This window comes from Shewanella decolorationis, assembly GCF_004354305.1.
Classification (GTDB): Bacteria; Pseudomonadota; Gammaproteobacteria; order Enterobacterales; family Shewanellaceae; genus Shewanella; species Shewanella decolorationis.
The window spans coordinates 2127448-2140635 of the sequence record NZ_CP037898.1; the positions used below are offsets into that span (position 1 = coordinate 2127448).

Below are 13188 nucleotides of genomic sequence, written 5' to 3' on the forward strand. Positions count from 1 at the left end.
AGCCTAAACACGAGAGTTGGAGCAGTAAATTATGTATTACCAAAATGATGACGTTCGCATTAATGAAGTCAAAGAGTTACTTCCACCGATTGCGATTCTAGAACGATTTCCTGCTTCCGAAAACGCTGCTGCAACTGTGTTTAACGCCCGTCAAAGCATCCATAACATTCTCGCTCGCCAAGATGATCGTTTGTTAGTGGTCATTGGTCCTTGCTCAATTCATGATCCTAAGGCCGCATTGGAATATGGCCAGCGATTGGTTGCTCTGAGGGAACGTTATCAAGATCAGCTTGAGGTGGTTATGCGTGTTTATTTTGAAAAACCGCGTACCACAGTGGGTTGGAAGGGACTCATTAACGATCCTTATATGGATAACAGCTTCAAACTGAACGATGGTTTGCGTACCGCGCGTAAACTCTTGGTTGATTTGAATGACTCCGGCATGCCAACTGCGGGTGAGTTTCTTGACATGATTACCCCGCAATATGTGGCGGATATGATGTGCTGGGGCGCCATTGGTGCGCGCACCACAGAATCCCAAGTGCACCGTGAGTTGGCCTCGGGGCTATCTTGTCCTGTCGGCTTTAAAAATGGCACCGATGGCACGATTAAGGTGGCGATTGATGCCATTGGTGCCGCAAATGCGCCGCACCACTTCTTATCTGTGACCAAATTTGGCCATTCGGCGATTGTGTCGACTAAAGGTAATCCGGATTGCCATATCATTTTGCGTGGTGGCCGTGAGCCTAATTACAGCGCAGCCCATGTGGCGCAAATTAGCGAGCAGTTAAAAAAGGCGAGGTTGGTCGACAATATCATGATCGATTTTAGCCATGCCAACAGTAGCAAACAGTATCAACGCCAAATGGAGGTTGCCAACGATGTTGCAGAGCAAGTCGCATCGGGTAATAAGGCGATTTTCGGTGTGATGGTTGAAAGCCACTTAGTGGAAGGACGTCAAGATCTGATTGAAGGCCAAGCACTATGCTATGGTCAGAGTATCACGGATGCTTGTATTGGTTGGGACGATACAGAACGTTTGCTCTCAGTGCTAAATCAAAGTGTTATTGAGCGTCGTCAGCGGGCTTAATCGGGTTTAAGATCAAAAACAAAGGCGCTATCCCGGCGCCTTTGTTTTTATTATTTTTTGCTCATTTCTGCTAAATATTCGTTAGCTTTGGCTAAGCTACCAAAGGCGGAGATCAGGTTGTTTCTACCTTTATCCTGAATTTCAGGATTCCCCGATTCAATCATCATCCACACCCAAGTTTGGATAAGTGGTAATGGCGGGTATTGAACTTTAGCTGAATCCAACATAAAGCATCCTTCGATCTTAATTTATTAGAGTTATCTTAGTGTTATTGCAGAAGGAGTATGGAGCTAATTTCCACTCTCGCGACTGCGGCCAGAAGTTTGCAAATCCTGCTGCTAGCGAACTGAGTTCCATACGGCATTTTGGGTAAAATCGACAAAATAATCAACAGTCGAACCCATGTAATCGCTGCCTATTTTAGCGAGTGATATCCGGATAAAGCCCAGTTACCACGGCATTTCTTATCTTTAATAAGTCCTTAGCGAGCCATTCAAGCGTAAGTCGTAAGTGTGACAATTTGATATCGATAAGTTTGATGAATTTTGCCAAGGTTAATGCTGTTTGTCTGTCAGAAAAATCTGATTGATTTTATTCAAACTTTCTCTGTTTGATTGCACCTTAGTGTTCGCCATGCTGTTACAATTGACTGACTCAGGAAAAGGTTTAGATATATGCGCCCAACACTGTATTTTGAAGGTCCCATCGATAAGCTTAATTGGCATGTGGTTAAATTACTTTGGCCCTATTTGCTTGAATACAAGGGACGAGTGGCATTGGCCATGTCTTGCCTTATCGTTGCTAAGCTTGCCAGTGTTGGTTTACCTTTTATTCTTAAAGATTTAGTCGATACTTTAGATGTTAATAAAACCGCGCAGGCCTTGAGTGTGCCTATTGGCTTGGTATTGGCCTATGGTGCGGTGCGACTGTTAACCGCCATTACGGGAGAAATCCGTGACACCCTATTTGGTCGTGTCACGGAGCGGGCTATTCGCCGTTTGGGCTTGGCGGTGTTTGATCATTTACATCGACTCGATTTGGATTTTCACCTAGAGCGGCGCACGGGCGGTTTATCGAGAGACATTGAACGTGGCACCAGTGGTGTGAGTTTCTTGATGCGCTTTATGGTGTTTAACATAGTGCCGACCCTGCTTGAAATCGCCATGGTCATTGGCATTTTCTTTTTTAATTATGGGTTTGCCTTCGCAGCAATTACGTTGACCTCAGTGTTGGCTTATATTTGGTTTTCGGTAGTGGCAACTGAGTGGCGCACCGAATATGTTCGCGATGCAGCCAAGGCTGACTCCCTTTCCAATACCCGCGCTATCGACAGCCTGCTCAACTATGAGACCGTAAAATATTTCAACAATGAGAAATACGAATCGGAACGATATGACCAAGCCTTAGATCAATGGGAAGTGGCTAAACGTAAAAATCGTTTATCGCTGTTTGCCCTCAACGGTGGGCAGGCGCTGATTATTGCCTTAGCAATGACGGCGATGATGGCTTTAGCGGCATATAAAGTGACCAATAATGAGATGACCTTAGGTGACTTTGTACTGATTAATGCTTTTATGATGCAGCTCTTTATGCCGCTGAACTTCTTGGGATTTGTCTACCGTGAAATCCGTGGAGCTTTGGCTAATATTGAGCGGATGTTTTGCTTACTCGATAAGCACCCGAGCATCGTCGATAAACCCGACGCACTAGATTTTGAACCTAAGCGGGGTGAGCTTAGTTTTGAGAATGTGAGTTTTAGCTACGATGACAGACCCATATTGCGCAACGTCAGCTTTAAGGTCGCAGCGGGGAAAAAGGTTGCGGTGGTTGGGGATAGTGGCGCGGGTAAATCTACGCTTATCAAGCTGCTATTTCGTTTTTACGATGTGGAGCAAGGGCGCATTTTGATTGATGGGCAGGATATTCGCCAATTAACCCAGGATGCACTGCGCCGCGCCATTGCCATAGTGCCGCAGGATACTGTGTTATTTAATGATTCCTTAGTGGAGAACATTCGTTATGGCCGCCCCGAAGCGACGGATGAGGAAGTGCGCCATGCCATCAAACTCGCACATTTAGAGCATTTTATCGCGTCGCTCTCCCAAGGTTGGGATACCAAAGTGGGTGAGCGGGGATTAAAGCTCTCGGGTGGCGAGAAACAGCGGGTGGCCATTGCGCGGGCGATCTTAAAAGGCTCTCCGGTGTTAGTGTTTGATGAGGCTACATCTTCCCTTGATAGCCGCTCGGAGCAAGCGATTCTGTCGGCACTGCGCGAGGTCGCCAAAGGGCATACCAGCTTAGTGGTGGCGCATCGGTTATCGACCATTGTCGACGCCGATCAAATTGTGGTGTTAAGCCAAGGAGAAATTGTCGAGCAGGGGAATCATCAATCTTTACTGGCTCAGGATGGTCTCTACGCTAAGTTGTGGCGCATACAAAATGAGCAAAAACAGCTTTTAGTAGAAGTGTAACAGCGTTGGAACAATTCAGTTTTTATTCAGGTTCAGCTCTCTATACTCGAATCCAAGCAAATAACGATAAGAGGTGCTTGGCATGGAAAATATGGCATTAAGAGTCAATATTGAAGGCAGAGAAGAGAAAGTGAGCACAGACTGGTTTGCGATTATGGCAACCCTTAAAAAGCGCGGTGTGGATTATGATTCGCTACAACGCATTCATGCAGAGTTAAATGCGGGTCTTAAAGTAACTACAAGACGTTTAACGCTGGCTAAATTGAATCAACAACTTGAATTAGCAGGGATAATCCGTACAACAAATGAATACAGCTCGGATGTACGTGCTATTAATTAACAGATGGTATAAATGAAATAGGGAATATAAGAATTATATTCCCTTTATTTTTCCAGCCTTCCAACCTTCACATAACAGATTGAATTTACTGGTTGATTCCTCAATCCGCGTGAGCCGAATGACTTGGCCTTCACGAAAACACACTAATTCGCCTTCGATCTCCGTCAAGCGATTACAGCTCTTACAGCTTGTGCTGGCAGTTTTACTGGCTGGCATTTGGCTTACAAAGCTTGCTTTCACAGTGTTTCCTTAACTTAAAATAAAAATGTGGTTCAATTTAACGCACGCATCACGGATTTTACCCCTTTTGTGATACGCGTTCAAATTACCTTTTGCTAAATTAACATTAGACGAAAGTCGCACATTTTGCACACTAAAGCAAGTTACCTATTGATTGATATGGGAATAGTATTTATCCAGTGAAACCGACAAACCACTCTCGAGCACAATCCTCACATGGGATGGCCTGAGTTGCCTTGGCTCTTTAACGCCACAGGAGTGGGCGATCAGGGCTAAATCGTGGTGCAGATTATGGTTATAGTTGGCGACACGCGTTGATTTATCTCTAGGATCAAGACCTTGCTGCAGTTTCTTATTATGGGTCGTGATGCCTGTCGGGCAGGTATCTTTGTTGCATTGCAATGCTTGAATACATCCTAGGGCAAACATATTGCCGCGGGCTGAGGCGATAAAGTCGGCGCCTAAGGCGAGCGCCCAAGCCACCCTCGATGGCACTATGAGTTTGCCTGAGGCAATGACTTTTATGCGCTTACGTAATCCGCGCTGAATTAAGATATTGACCAATATGGGCAGGCTTTCTTTGAGTGGCAGACCCACATAATCCATTAAGGGTTGAGGGGCCGCGCCGGTGCCGCCGTCGGCACTGTCTAAGGTAAAAAAGTCGGGAGCAGAGGCTTCACCGCGGCGTTCAATTTCATCGCAAAAATCTTCGAGCCATTGTACATCCCCAAGTACCGCTTTGATTCCAGTGGGTTTGCCCGTGACATCACGAACTCTAGCAATCATATCCAGAATATCACCGACATTTTTAAACTCGATATGACCATTGGGGCTGATGGAGTCATGGCCCTGCGCAATACCGCGAATTTTGGCGATCTCCTCGGTGACTTTAACCCCCGGCAAAATCCCCCCTTTGCCTGGTTTGGCCCCTTGGCTCATTTTGATTTCAAACATTTTCACTTCAGGGTGCGCGGCGATCTCTTTAAGTTTGCCATCATCCAAATGACCATGCTCATTACGAACACCATATTTGGCTGTGCCGATTTGAAAAACTAAATCACAGCCGCCCTTTAAATGATAAGGGCTTAAACCGCCTTCTCCTGTGTTTAACCAACAACCAGCCTGCGCTGCACCGTGGGATAAAGCGGTGATAGCGGGGCGCGATAGGGCGCCGAAGCTCATGGCGGAGATATGGCAAATGGCTTTAGTGGTATAGGGCTGTTTGCAGTCGGGGCCTATGGTGAGTGGATGAATAGGGGTTGTGTCTTCATCTTGAGTGGGAAAGGCGGTATTCATAAACATAATTGTGCCCGTGCTATCCAGCGGGCGTGTCGAACCAAAGGCAATGGTTCTATCAACATTTTTAGCTGCTCTATATACCCAGCTTCGTTCTGCGCGGTTAAAGGGGAGTTCTTCCCTGTCCTGCGCAAAAAAGTACTGTCTAAAAAACTCGCCTTGTTTCTCAAATAAATACCTAAAGCGACCAATTACGGGGTAGTTGTGGCGTACAGCCTGTTTGGTTTGCAGTTTGTCAGCAAAGTACATGTAGACAATGGCTAGGGCGCCAAATCCGACAATGATCAAGAATAATCCAGAGAAGAGGTCGAGTCCCCACATAAACCAATTGAGTTCTTGCATTTTGTTATCCTTTATTCATTGCCGTAGCGGGTAGAAATTAAGCTTGCTGGCTGTCCATCATTAATCGAGAGTAAAAACAACTGACTGTAATCATTTTCACTAATATTGGGGATCTCTGGACCTCCGAGAGCTTTAATGATCAGTGGCACAGTATTGGAATGACCCGCGATTAAGCTATTACCTTTAACCGCATGCACTTGCTCAACGATCTGTTGAATATGGGCTTCGAGAGGTTTTTCGGCGGCGACGACAGTAATAGGCAAATGTCGCTCCGCAGACATTGGCTCTAAGGTCTGCCGGGTTCTTTGATATTGCGTGGCAATCAACTGAGACAGTGGCGTACGTGTTAAGGCGCTAACGAGTGCGAGAGCCCGTTGGTTACCGTCTGGGGAGAGTTGTGGATCCGCAGTTGGGGCATCGGCTTTTTCGGCATGTCGCACAAGAATAATTAGACGACCTTCGGCCCATACAAGATTAACTGGGCTAACTCCCATGGCTGTGAAGACTAACAAGCCCAATAGCAAGCGTCGTAATAGCTTGATGGGATAGGAACGCTCCGTTTGCCGAAGCCGAGTTAATGCCTTGAAACCACGAAAGATGGCCATGCGTCATATCCTTATATTATTGGCGTATGCAAGCAAGAAACGGAAAGTGAATCTAAATTTGGGTGCAAGCATATTCACTATTTGCATCATTGTGTTAGTTGATGATGGTACTGCAATTTATAAATTAACTAAAGCTGCTCAAAATTTGGTCGATAATTTAGTTTCCCAAAGTTGAGTGGACTAGCATCATGGAAATCAATAACCCTGCACAGGTACAGAGCACTTCTTCGACCCACAATAAATATGCTGAAAACGCGGCAAATAGTGATAAGACGAAAAATGTGGATGCCACCTCTAAGCAGACGGCGCAGCAAACCAGTAAGCAGTTAATGAATCAAGCGATTCTATCGGCACAGGAAGACGTGAGCCTAAAGTCCGGTGATCAATCTATGACCTTGCTTTATCGCGCGGCAATCGAAGCGATAAACAAAGAGCTAGCCCCTTCGATGGGCGAAAACGCCATTCAAACCGCCTATGACAATAACGTTGATACTTCCCCCGAGGCAACGGCCGACAGGATTGTGAGTTTTGCAACGCAGTTTTTTAGCATTCACCAGCAACAAAATTCGAATATGAGTTTGGACGAACAGCTGGACAGCTTTATGAGCATCATAGGTGGTGCGATCGACAATGGTTTTAAGGAGGCGAGAGATATTTTATCTGGCCTCAAAGTATTGCAGGGAGATATCGCTGATGGTGTCGATAAAACCTATGGGTTAGTGCAAGAAGGATTGCAAGCCTTTAGGGACAGCTTCAATAAAAAATCGGATGAGACTTAAGCGACTAACGTTTAACTTCCCTTCCTCTTACTTACGCTTAAGCCCCTTGAATAAGGGGTTTTTGTTGCGCTGATAACAGTCTATGCTAGGGGTCTATTTAACGTTTTGCTTGAGGGCGGGTTATGTGGACTAAGGGACGCGTTATTGAACGTATTGATTGGAATGATAAGTTATTTTCGCTGCGGATAGCGGCCGAGTTAGCTCCCTTTATTCCCGGTCAATTTATTAAACTAAGTCAGCAGCAAGAGGATAAGCGTGTTGCCAGAGCTTATTCCCTTGTAAATTCCCCCGATAAGCCCTATGCCGAAATTTTGGCTGTCGCCGTAGAGGATGGCCTGTTATCCCCGCAGTTACAGAATCTTACCATAGGGGATGAAATCGACATCACCCCAACAGCCACCGGCTTTATGACCTTGGATGAGATCCCAAAAGGTGAGTTACAAGGTCGGCATTTATGGTTTTTAGCCACGGGTACGGCTGTGGGGCCATTCTTATCCATGCTGGATACCGCAGAGCCTTGGCAGCGTTTTGAGAAGATCGTACTTGTCTATGGTGTGCGTGAAGCTAAAGACTTGGCCTATCTGGATAAATTAAAGGGCTATGCGGCGCAATATCCAGATCAGTTTATCCTGTGTTTAACCGTCACCCGTGAAAAGCTTGATGATGCATTGCAATGCCGTATCCCCGATGGCTTAGTCTCGGGCGAAATCGAGCGGAAAGTAGGATTAACCCTAAGTGCGGCGGATTCACAGGTGATGATTTGCGGTAATCCGGGGATGATTAGTGGCGCCCAAGCGGCATTGCTTGACAAGGGGCTCTCGAAAAATTTACGCCGTGCTCCGGGGCAAATAACCGTAGAAAAATATTGGTAGTCGTTTGAGTGTTAAAAACATTATGTAGATTGTTTTAATATCTTTGTTTAAGAAGGATTTTTTGATGAAGTTGCTCTGCTCTCTCGCTTCACCCTATGCTCGCTGTGTTCGCACGTTAATCCGTTATTTAGGGATTAAGGATATCGAAGAAGTCTTAGTCAATCCGATGGAAAACACCGCTGAGCTACTTGATGTTAACCCGCTTGGGCAGATCCCATGTCTAATCACCAACGATGGTGTGCCTCTCTTCGATAGCGAAGTGATTATGCGTTATTTAGACGCCGAATTAGGAGAGCAACAAATGTTCGGCGGCCAAGTGGATAATTGGGTATTACAGTGCCAATACTCGATGATTAAAGGGTTAACCGACAGCGCGGTAAAGTTGCGCCAAGAACAAATGCGTGAAGAGGAGGGCGTGAGATCGGCCTTTTGGACATCGCGTTTTGAGCAAGCTTTACTGCGTGGTTTGATGCAAATGGAGCACCAGAGTGTGATCACTCAGGCAACGATTCAAGCACCACAATTAGCTTTGATTTGCTTGTTAGATTATGTGGATTTCAGACACCCTGAACTCGATTGGCGTAAAGTTGCACCCGCCACAGCGATTTGGTTCAGTGAAATGCGTGAATTACCTGCTTTTATTGAGACGCGTCCGCAATAAAAACACACTATTAATGATCCGTTGAACGACGACCCTTAGGACTCTCACGGCGATTATGTTCACCAAATGCGCCGTAGAGCTCCTTCGTCATACCATAGTCTATGCGGCGATCACTGCCAGCTTGGCGTCTATCGTCATAATGCTGATAGTGACACTGACAGTTTGACTGTGAGCATGCTTTCATTGGGAGCTCTGGAGCTTCTTTTGATAGAAAGCGTTTTCCTTTAATGGCATCGGCTTGCTCGCAGCAATTTCCTGCATTTTCAATGCTCACACAGTGAAAAGGATGAGTTGTATTAGTTGCATGCCTTTCTCGTTTACTTGTGCCAGTCGCTTTGACCAATGATTTATGTTTGCTATGGCTATTTTTGAATGTCATTAATGACACTAAGCCGAGCACGACAATTGCCAGTACAAGCATGCTAAACATAATGCCTCCAATCAATTTTTTAAAAATTAAGATTCAGTTTAGTTTGGTTTGAGATAATCACCAGTTTTAAGTTTAATTTCATTAAAAACAAAAAGTTAATCAATCTATTGCCCTAGTTCATTTGATCTATTACTCTTGCGCAACTGATAACTATTATCATTAATGGTCTTAAGAATTGACTCACGCTTGATGTCATCATTTTGAGGAGAAATCGCTAATGAAATGGGTAACTTGTGCCGCTTTACTTGGGTTAATGTCGGTTGCGCAGTCTGCACATGCGGATGAAAAATTAACGGTTTATTCCTATCGCCAAGCGTTTTTGGTGGAGCCTATTCTGAAGCGTTTCACCGATGAAACTGGCATTGCTGTGAATGTGGTATTTGCGAAAGACGGTATTGCCGAGCGGATCGCCCGTGAAGGACGCTTATCCCCTGCGGATTTAGTGTTAACTTCAGATTTCTCTCGCTTGGTCGAATTAGTCGACAAAGACCTGACTTCTCCCGTGAAAAGTGAGCAGCTCAATAGCAATATCCCCGCGCAATACCGCGATCCCGATGGACAATGGTATGCCTTAACGATGCGTGTGCGTAATCTCTATACGGCAAAAGATCGCCTCGGCCCACAAGCCATCAGCTACGAAGAACTGGCCGATCCTAAATACAAAGGTAAGATTTGTACGCGCAGCGGTAAGCATCCTTACAATATCGCGTTAGTCGCTTCGATGATTGCCCACCACGGTGAAGCTGATACTAAAACTTGGCTACAAGGTGTGAAAACTAACCTTGCACGCAAACCTCAAGGTAACGATCGTGGACAGGTTCAAGCGGTTAAAGAAGGCTTGTGTGATATCGCCATCGGCAATAGCTACTACTACGGCAATATGCTGCAAGATCCAGAGCAAAAGAGCTGGGCTGAAGCCGTGGTAATTAATTTCCCGAATCAGGCTGACCGTGGTGCTCATGTCAACGTTTCTGGTATGGTACTGACCCGCCATGCACCCAATAAAGACAATGCTATCAAACTGATGGAATTCCTCTCTGGTGATGTGGCGCAAAAAGCCTACGCTGAGGTGAATATGGAATACCCTGTTAAAGCCGATGTTGCGCCATCAACCTTAGTGGCTTCTTGGGGCGAGTTTAAATCCGACCAATTACCGATTTTCAAGCTGGCGGAATACCACCAAGCGGCGGTGAAATTGTTAGACGAAGTTCAGTTTGATCTATAGTTACGCAGTTAAATCGATAAGTGCGCCTTAATAGGCGCACTTGCTTTAAAGGATCCACATGATTTTAGGATTAGCCAGAAGCTGGTCGCTTACTGGTTATGCCATAGCCGTGCTACTGGTGTTACCCCTCTTTGCGTTACTTCTTCAAGCGGCTCAGCCCGATGAGGCCGTCTTTGGTCATCTGCTCTCCACCGTACTACCCACCTATATCTCCAACAGCCTATGGTTGATCCTGTGGGTGAGTATTGGCTCACTCTTGTTGGCACTGCCCTGCGCTTGGTTGATGGCGCGTTGTGAGTTTGTCGCTAGGCGTTATCTGCAATGGGCCTTATTGCTGCCCTTGGCCATGCCAGCCTACATAGTCGCCTACGTGTATACCGATTTACTCGATTATGCTGGCCCAGTACAAAGGAGTTTGCGCGCGCTCTTTGGTTGGAGCTCACCGCAGGATTACTTTTTTCCCGATATTCGCACCTTAGGCGGCGCGGCATGCGTGTTGTCGCTGGTGCTCTTTCCCTATATTTATCTGTTAGCGCGCACCGCGTTTATGGAGCAATCCCTAAGCTTGGCCCACGCTTCGAGGATTATGGGGTGTACACCGTGGCAGAGTTTTTGGCGTTTATCCTTACCTATGGCAAGGCCCGCCTTGGCTGTGGGCGTGGCACTAGTGGCGATGGAGACTGCGGCGGATTTTGCCACGGTCAACTACTTTGCCGTACCCACCCTGACCACTGCCGTGTACGACACTTGGCTGGGTTATGGCAATTTGACGGCGGCGGCTAAGCTTTCGGCCATTATCCTCTTGGTGGTGTTTAGCTTGATTGGAATGGAACGCTTTGCTCGCCGTAAACAGCAGTTATTCCAAAAGCAGTCCCGTATTCAAGCGAGCGATTTATATCGGCTCTCACCAATGCAAACCCTGTTTGCCCTCGGCTATTGCATCACCTTGTTATTGCTGGCCTTTATACTACCAAGCGGCATTTTGCTCTCCTATGCCATCGATTATTTTGAGCAGAGCTGGGATCCGATTTTCTGGCAATTGAGTGTGAATAGCTTGAGCCTTGCGCTTATTACTAGCCTAGTGTGCTGCGCGGTTGCATTGATATTGATGTTTATCCGCCGAGTAAGCCCAAGGTCGAGCGATGCGCTGCCATCACGCTTGGCATCGACTGGCTATGCCTTGCCTGGCACTGTGCTGGCGATTGGCGTACTGGTGCCGTTAACCCTGCTCGATTTTGCGATTAACGACATCGCCGATTGGTTGGGAATGACAGGCCCTGGGCTGTTGCTTACGGGCAGTACGGCCGCACTGGTTTTTGCCTTTTGTGTGCGCTTTGTGGCTATCGCTATCGGCAGTGTTGAGACCAGCTATAAACGCATTTCGCCGTCACTGGACATGGTGAGTCTGACTCTGGGGCAGAGCCCAAGACGACTATTGCAAAGAGTGCATTTACCGCTACTCACCAAAGGCTTATTTGCTGGGGCGTTGTTGGTATTTATCGAAAGCATGAAAGAATTACCGGCGGCATTGTTGTTGCGTCCCATAGGGTTTGAGAATCTTGCGACCCATGTCTTCCAGTTTGTCTCAGACGAAAAGCTTGAACATGGCGCCTTGCCCGCTATTGTGATTGTGCTCGTGGGCTTAGTCCCGCTGATTTATTTAAACCGTTCCTTGGAGCAAGATAGCCGATGACCAGCACCCTCAATCTTCATCAAGTCCATAGTGATTATCAGGGCCAACAGGTACTCAAAGGCTTAGATTTAACCCTAGCTCAGGGGGAAATCCTTGCGCTGTTAGGCCCAAGTGGCTGCGGCAAAACCACCTTGCTCAGGGCGGTAGCAGGATTGCAGGCTATCAGCCAAGGTGAGATCCAAATTAATGGCAAGACGGTCAGCGGCGCAGGTCAATTTGTGCCGAGTGAGCAGCGGGGGATCGGGATGATTTTCCAAGACTACGCCTTGTTCCCCCATTTGACCGTTGCCGAGAATATTCTCTTTGGCGTAGCAAAATTAACGGCTACGCAGCGCAAGGCGCGCTTGGATGACATGCTCGCCCTAGTGAAACTCGAAGGCTTAGCCAAGCGTTATCCCCATGAGTTGTCCGGCGGGCAGCAGCAGCGGGTGTCTATTGCCCGCGCGCTTGCCTATGAGCCGCAATTACTGCTACTCGATGAGCCTTTTTCAAATATCGATGCCCAAGTGCGCCACAGCATGATGGCGGAGATCCGCAGCATTCTCAAACAGCGTAATGTCAGCGCGGTATTTGTGACTCACAGTAAGGACGAGGCCTTCGTCTTTGCCGATACCTTGGCCATTTTTAACCAAGGTGTAATAGTGCAGCATGGCCGCGCCGAAGACTTATATTCCGCGCCCAATAGCCGCTATGTGGCTGATTTTCTTGGCAGTGGCAATTACTTACCTGCGGAAGTGCTCGATGGTCATAGTGTTGCCACTCCGATTGGTGAGCTGCGCAGCCTGACGCCCTTATCGCAATCCCACGCCTTTAATGGCCAAGTGTTTTTACGGCCACAACAATTGGCGCTCAGTGCCGATGATGCGGGCGTAGGGATGATTACCGAGCGGCGCTTCCTCGGGGCATTTTGCCATTATTGGGTGAAAGTCGAGGCGGCGTCCCACGCCCATTATGTCGAAGTGCGTAGCCAAATTATGCAGTTGAATGTCGGTCAGCGGGTGGGATTAAGCACAGAGCCACATTCCCTAGTGCTATTTGAATCTTAAGCAGGCCGAACAGTATATGTCATTGCATCAGCATAAAGTACGACATCTTTGCTTACGTTTAACTTGGGCAAAAAAACGCTAGATTGCTGATATTTTCA

At 47.0% G+C, this 13188-nt stretch carries 14 protein-coding genes; 9 read left to right on the plus strand and 5 right to left on the minus strand.

Annotated elements, in window-relative coordinates:
* The first annotated feature begins 31 nt into the window (after positions 1 to 31).
* The gene (gene aroG / locus EYR25_RS09730) at positions 32 to 1090 is read left to right on the plus strand and encodes a 3-deoxy-7-phosphoheptulonate synthase AroG (protein ID WP_133179676.1); all 1059 of its coding nucleotides are present in this window, start codon (positions 32 to 34) and stop codon (positions 1088 to 1090) included.
* A gap of 50 nt (positions 1091 to 1140) precedes the next feature.
* On the opposite strand, the gene EYR25_RS09735 is transcribed toward aroG, so the two are convergent.
* Positions 1141 to 1317 carry a hypothetical protein gene (locus EYR25_RS09735; protein ID WP_023268654.1) on the minus strand — a complete coding sequence of 59 codons (177 nt, stop codon included), beginning with the start codon at positions 1315 to 1317 and terminating at the stop codon, positions 1141 to 1143.
* 447 nt (positions 1318 to 1764) lie between these two features.
* On the opposite strand from EYR25_RS09735, the gene EYR25_RS09740 reads away from it, so the two are divergent.
* A complete protein-coding gene (locus EYR25_RS09740) occupies positions 1765 to 3561 on the plus strand; it encodes an ABCB family ABC transporter ATP-binding protein/permease (RefSeq protein ID WP_133179679.1) in 1797 nt (598 codons plus the stop codon).
* Between the two features lie 82 nt (positions 3562 to 3643).
* On the plus strand, positions 3644 to 3901 hold the full coding sequence (locus EYR25_RS09745) for a hypothetical protein (RefSeq protein WP_023268652.1): 258 nt from the start codon (positions 3644 to 3646) through the stop codon (positions 3899 to 3901).
* A gap of 33 nt (positions 3902 to 3934) precedes the next feature.
* Here the strand turns inward: EYR25_RS09745 and EYR25_RS09750 are convergent, their stop codons facing one another.
* The 3 genes from EYR25_RS09750 to EYR25_RS09760 form a co-directional block, all read right to left on the minus strand.
* Positions 3935 to 4141 carry a hypothetical protein gene (locus EYR25_RS09750; protein WP_039978734.1) on the minus strand — a complete coding sequence of 69 codons (207 nt, stop codon included), beginning with the start codon at positions 4139 to 4141 and terminating at the stop codon, positions 3935 to 3937.
* Between the two features lie 147 nt (positions 4142 to 4288).
* Positions 4289 to 5779, minus strand: coding sequence for an FMN-binding glutamate synthase family protein (locus tag EYR25_RS09755; RefSeq protein ID WP_023268651.1), 1491 nt, complete (start codon positions 5777 to 5779; stop codon positions 4289 to 4291).
* A gap of 11 nt (positions 5780 to 5790) precedes the next feature.
* Positions 5791 to 6384, minus strand: coding sequence for a histidine phosphatase family protein (locus EYR25_RS09760; RefSeq protein WP_023268650.1), 594 nt, complete (start codon positions 6382 to 6384; stop codon positions 5791 to 5793).
* 188 nt (positions 6385 to 6572) lie between these two features.
* Here EYR25_RS09760 and EYR25_RS09765 point away from each other — a divergent pair, with 188 nt between their 5' ends.
* From EYR25_RS09765 to EYR25_RS09775, 3 genes are all read left to right on the plus strand, one after another.
* On the plus strand, positions 6573 to 7163 hold the full coding sequence (locus EYR25_RS09765; protein WP_133179681.1) for a DUF5610 domain-containing protein: 591 nt from the start codon (positions 6573 to 6575) through the stop codon (positions 7161 to 7163).
* A gap of 122 nt (positions 7164 to 7285) precedes the next feature.
* Positions 7286 to 8035, plus strand: a complete 750-nt coding sequence (locus EYR25_RS09770; protein WP_133179683.1) for a ferredoxin--NADP reductase — start codon at positions 7286 to 7288, stop codon at positions 8033 to 8035.
* A gap of 64 nt (positions 8036 to 8099) precedes the next feature.
* Positions 8100 to 8696 (plus strand): glutathione S-transferase, encoded by a 597-nt coding sequence (locus EYR25_RS09775; RefSeq protein WP_023268647.1) that lies wholly within the window; start codon positions 8100 to 8102, stop codon positions 8694 to 8696.
* A gap of 10 nt (positions 8697 to 8706) precedes the next feature.
* Here EYR25_RS09775 and EYR25_RS09780 read toward each other — a convergent pair whose 3' ends face one another.
* A complete protein-coding gene (locus EYR25_RS09780; RefSeq protein WP_039978732.1) occupies positions 8707 to 9126 on the minus strand; it encodes a hypothetical protein in 420 nt (139 codons plus the stop codon).
* A 217-nt stretch (positions 9127 to 9343) separates the two neighbouring features.
* Between EYR25_RS09780 and EYR25_RS09785 the strand changes: the two genes are divergently transcribed.
* Genes EYR25_RS09785 through EYR25_RS09795 form a run of 3 tightly spaced genes read left to right on the plus strand, consistent with a single transcriptional unit; the run spans position 9344 to position 13090 of the window.
* Positions 9344 to 10351, plus strand: coding sequence for a Fe(3+) ABC transporter substrate-binding protein (locus EYR25_RS09785; RefSeq protein WP_133179685.1), 1008 nt, complete (start codon positions 9344 to 9346; stop codon positions 10349 to 10351).
* A 58-nt stretch (positions 10352 to 10409) separates the two neighbouring features.
* Positions 10410 to 12044: an ABC transporter permease gene (locus EYR25_RS09790; RefSeq protein ID WP_133179687.1), complete on the plus strand. Its 1635-nt coding sequence runs from the start codon at positions 10410 to 10412 to the stop codon at positions 12042 to 12044.
* A complete protein-coding gene (locus EYR25_RS09795; protein ID WP_133179690.1) occupies positions 12041 to 13090 on the plus strand; it encodes an ABC transporter ATP-binding protein in 1050 nt (349 codons plus the stop codon). Before EYR25_RS09790 ends, EYR25_RS09795 begins: the two co-directional genes overlap by 4 nt.
* The last annotated feature ends 98 nt before the right edge of the window (positions 13091 to 13188 follow it).

Coding starts and splice junctions, on each gene's coding strand:
- EYR25_RS09755 (WP_023268651.1), bottom strand. CDS start 5,779: ATGCAAGAACTCAATTGGTTTATGTGGGGACTCGACCTCTTCTCTGGA.
- EYR25_RS09780 (WP_039978732.1), bottom strand. CDS start 9,126: ATGTTTAGCATGCTTGTACTGGCAATTGTCGTGCTCGGCTTAGTGTCA.
- EYR25_RS09795 (WP_133179690.1), top strand. CDS start 12,041: ATGACCAGCACCCTCAATCTTCATCAAGTCCATAGTGATTATCAGGGC.
- EYR25_RS09785 (WP_133179685.1), top strand. CDS start 9,344: ATGAAATGGGTAACTTGTGCCGCTTTACTTGGGTTAATGTCGGTTGCG.
- EYR25_RS09790 (WP_133179687.1), top strand. CDS start 10,410: ATGATTTTAGGATTAGCCAGAAGCTGGTCGCTTACTGGTTATGCCATA.
- EYR25_RS09735 (WP_023268654.1), bottom strand. CDS start 1,317: ATGTTGGATTCAGCTAAAGTTCAATACCCGCCATTACCACTTATCCAA.
- EYR25_RS09740 (WP_133179679.1), top strand. CDS start 1,765: ATGCGCCCAACACTGTATTTTGAAGGTCCCATCGATAAGCTTAATTGG.
- EYR25_RS09770 (WP_133179683.1), top strand. CDS start 7,286: ATGTGGACTAAGGGACGCGTTATTGAACGTATTGATTGGAATGATAAG.
- aroG (WP_133179676.1), top strand. CDS start 32: ATGTATTACCAAAATGATGACGTTCGCATTAATGAAGTCAAAGAGTTA.
- EYR25_RS09745 (WP_023268652.1), top strand. CDS start 3,644: ATGGAAAATATGGCATTAAGAGTCAATATTGAAGGCAGAGAAGAGAAA.
- EYR25_RS09775 (WP_023268647.1), top strand. CDS start 8,100: ATGAAGTTGCTCTGCTCTCTCGCTTCACCCTATGCTCGCTGTGTTCGC.
- EYR25_RS09765 (WP_133179681.1), top strand. CDS start 6,573: ATGGAAATCAATAACCCTGCACAGGTACAGAGCACTTCTTCGACCCAC.
- EYR25_RS09760 (WP_023268650.1), bottom strand. CDS start 6,384: ATGGCCATCTTTCGTGGTTTCAAGGCATTAACTCGGCTTCGGCAAACG.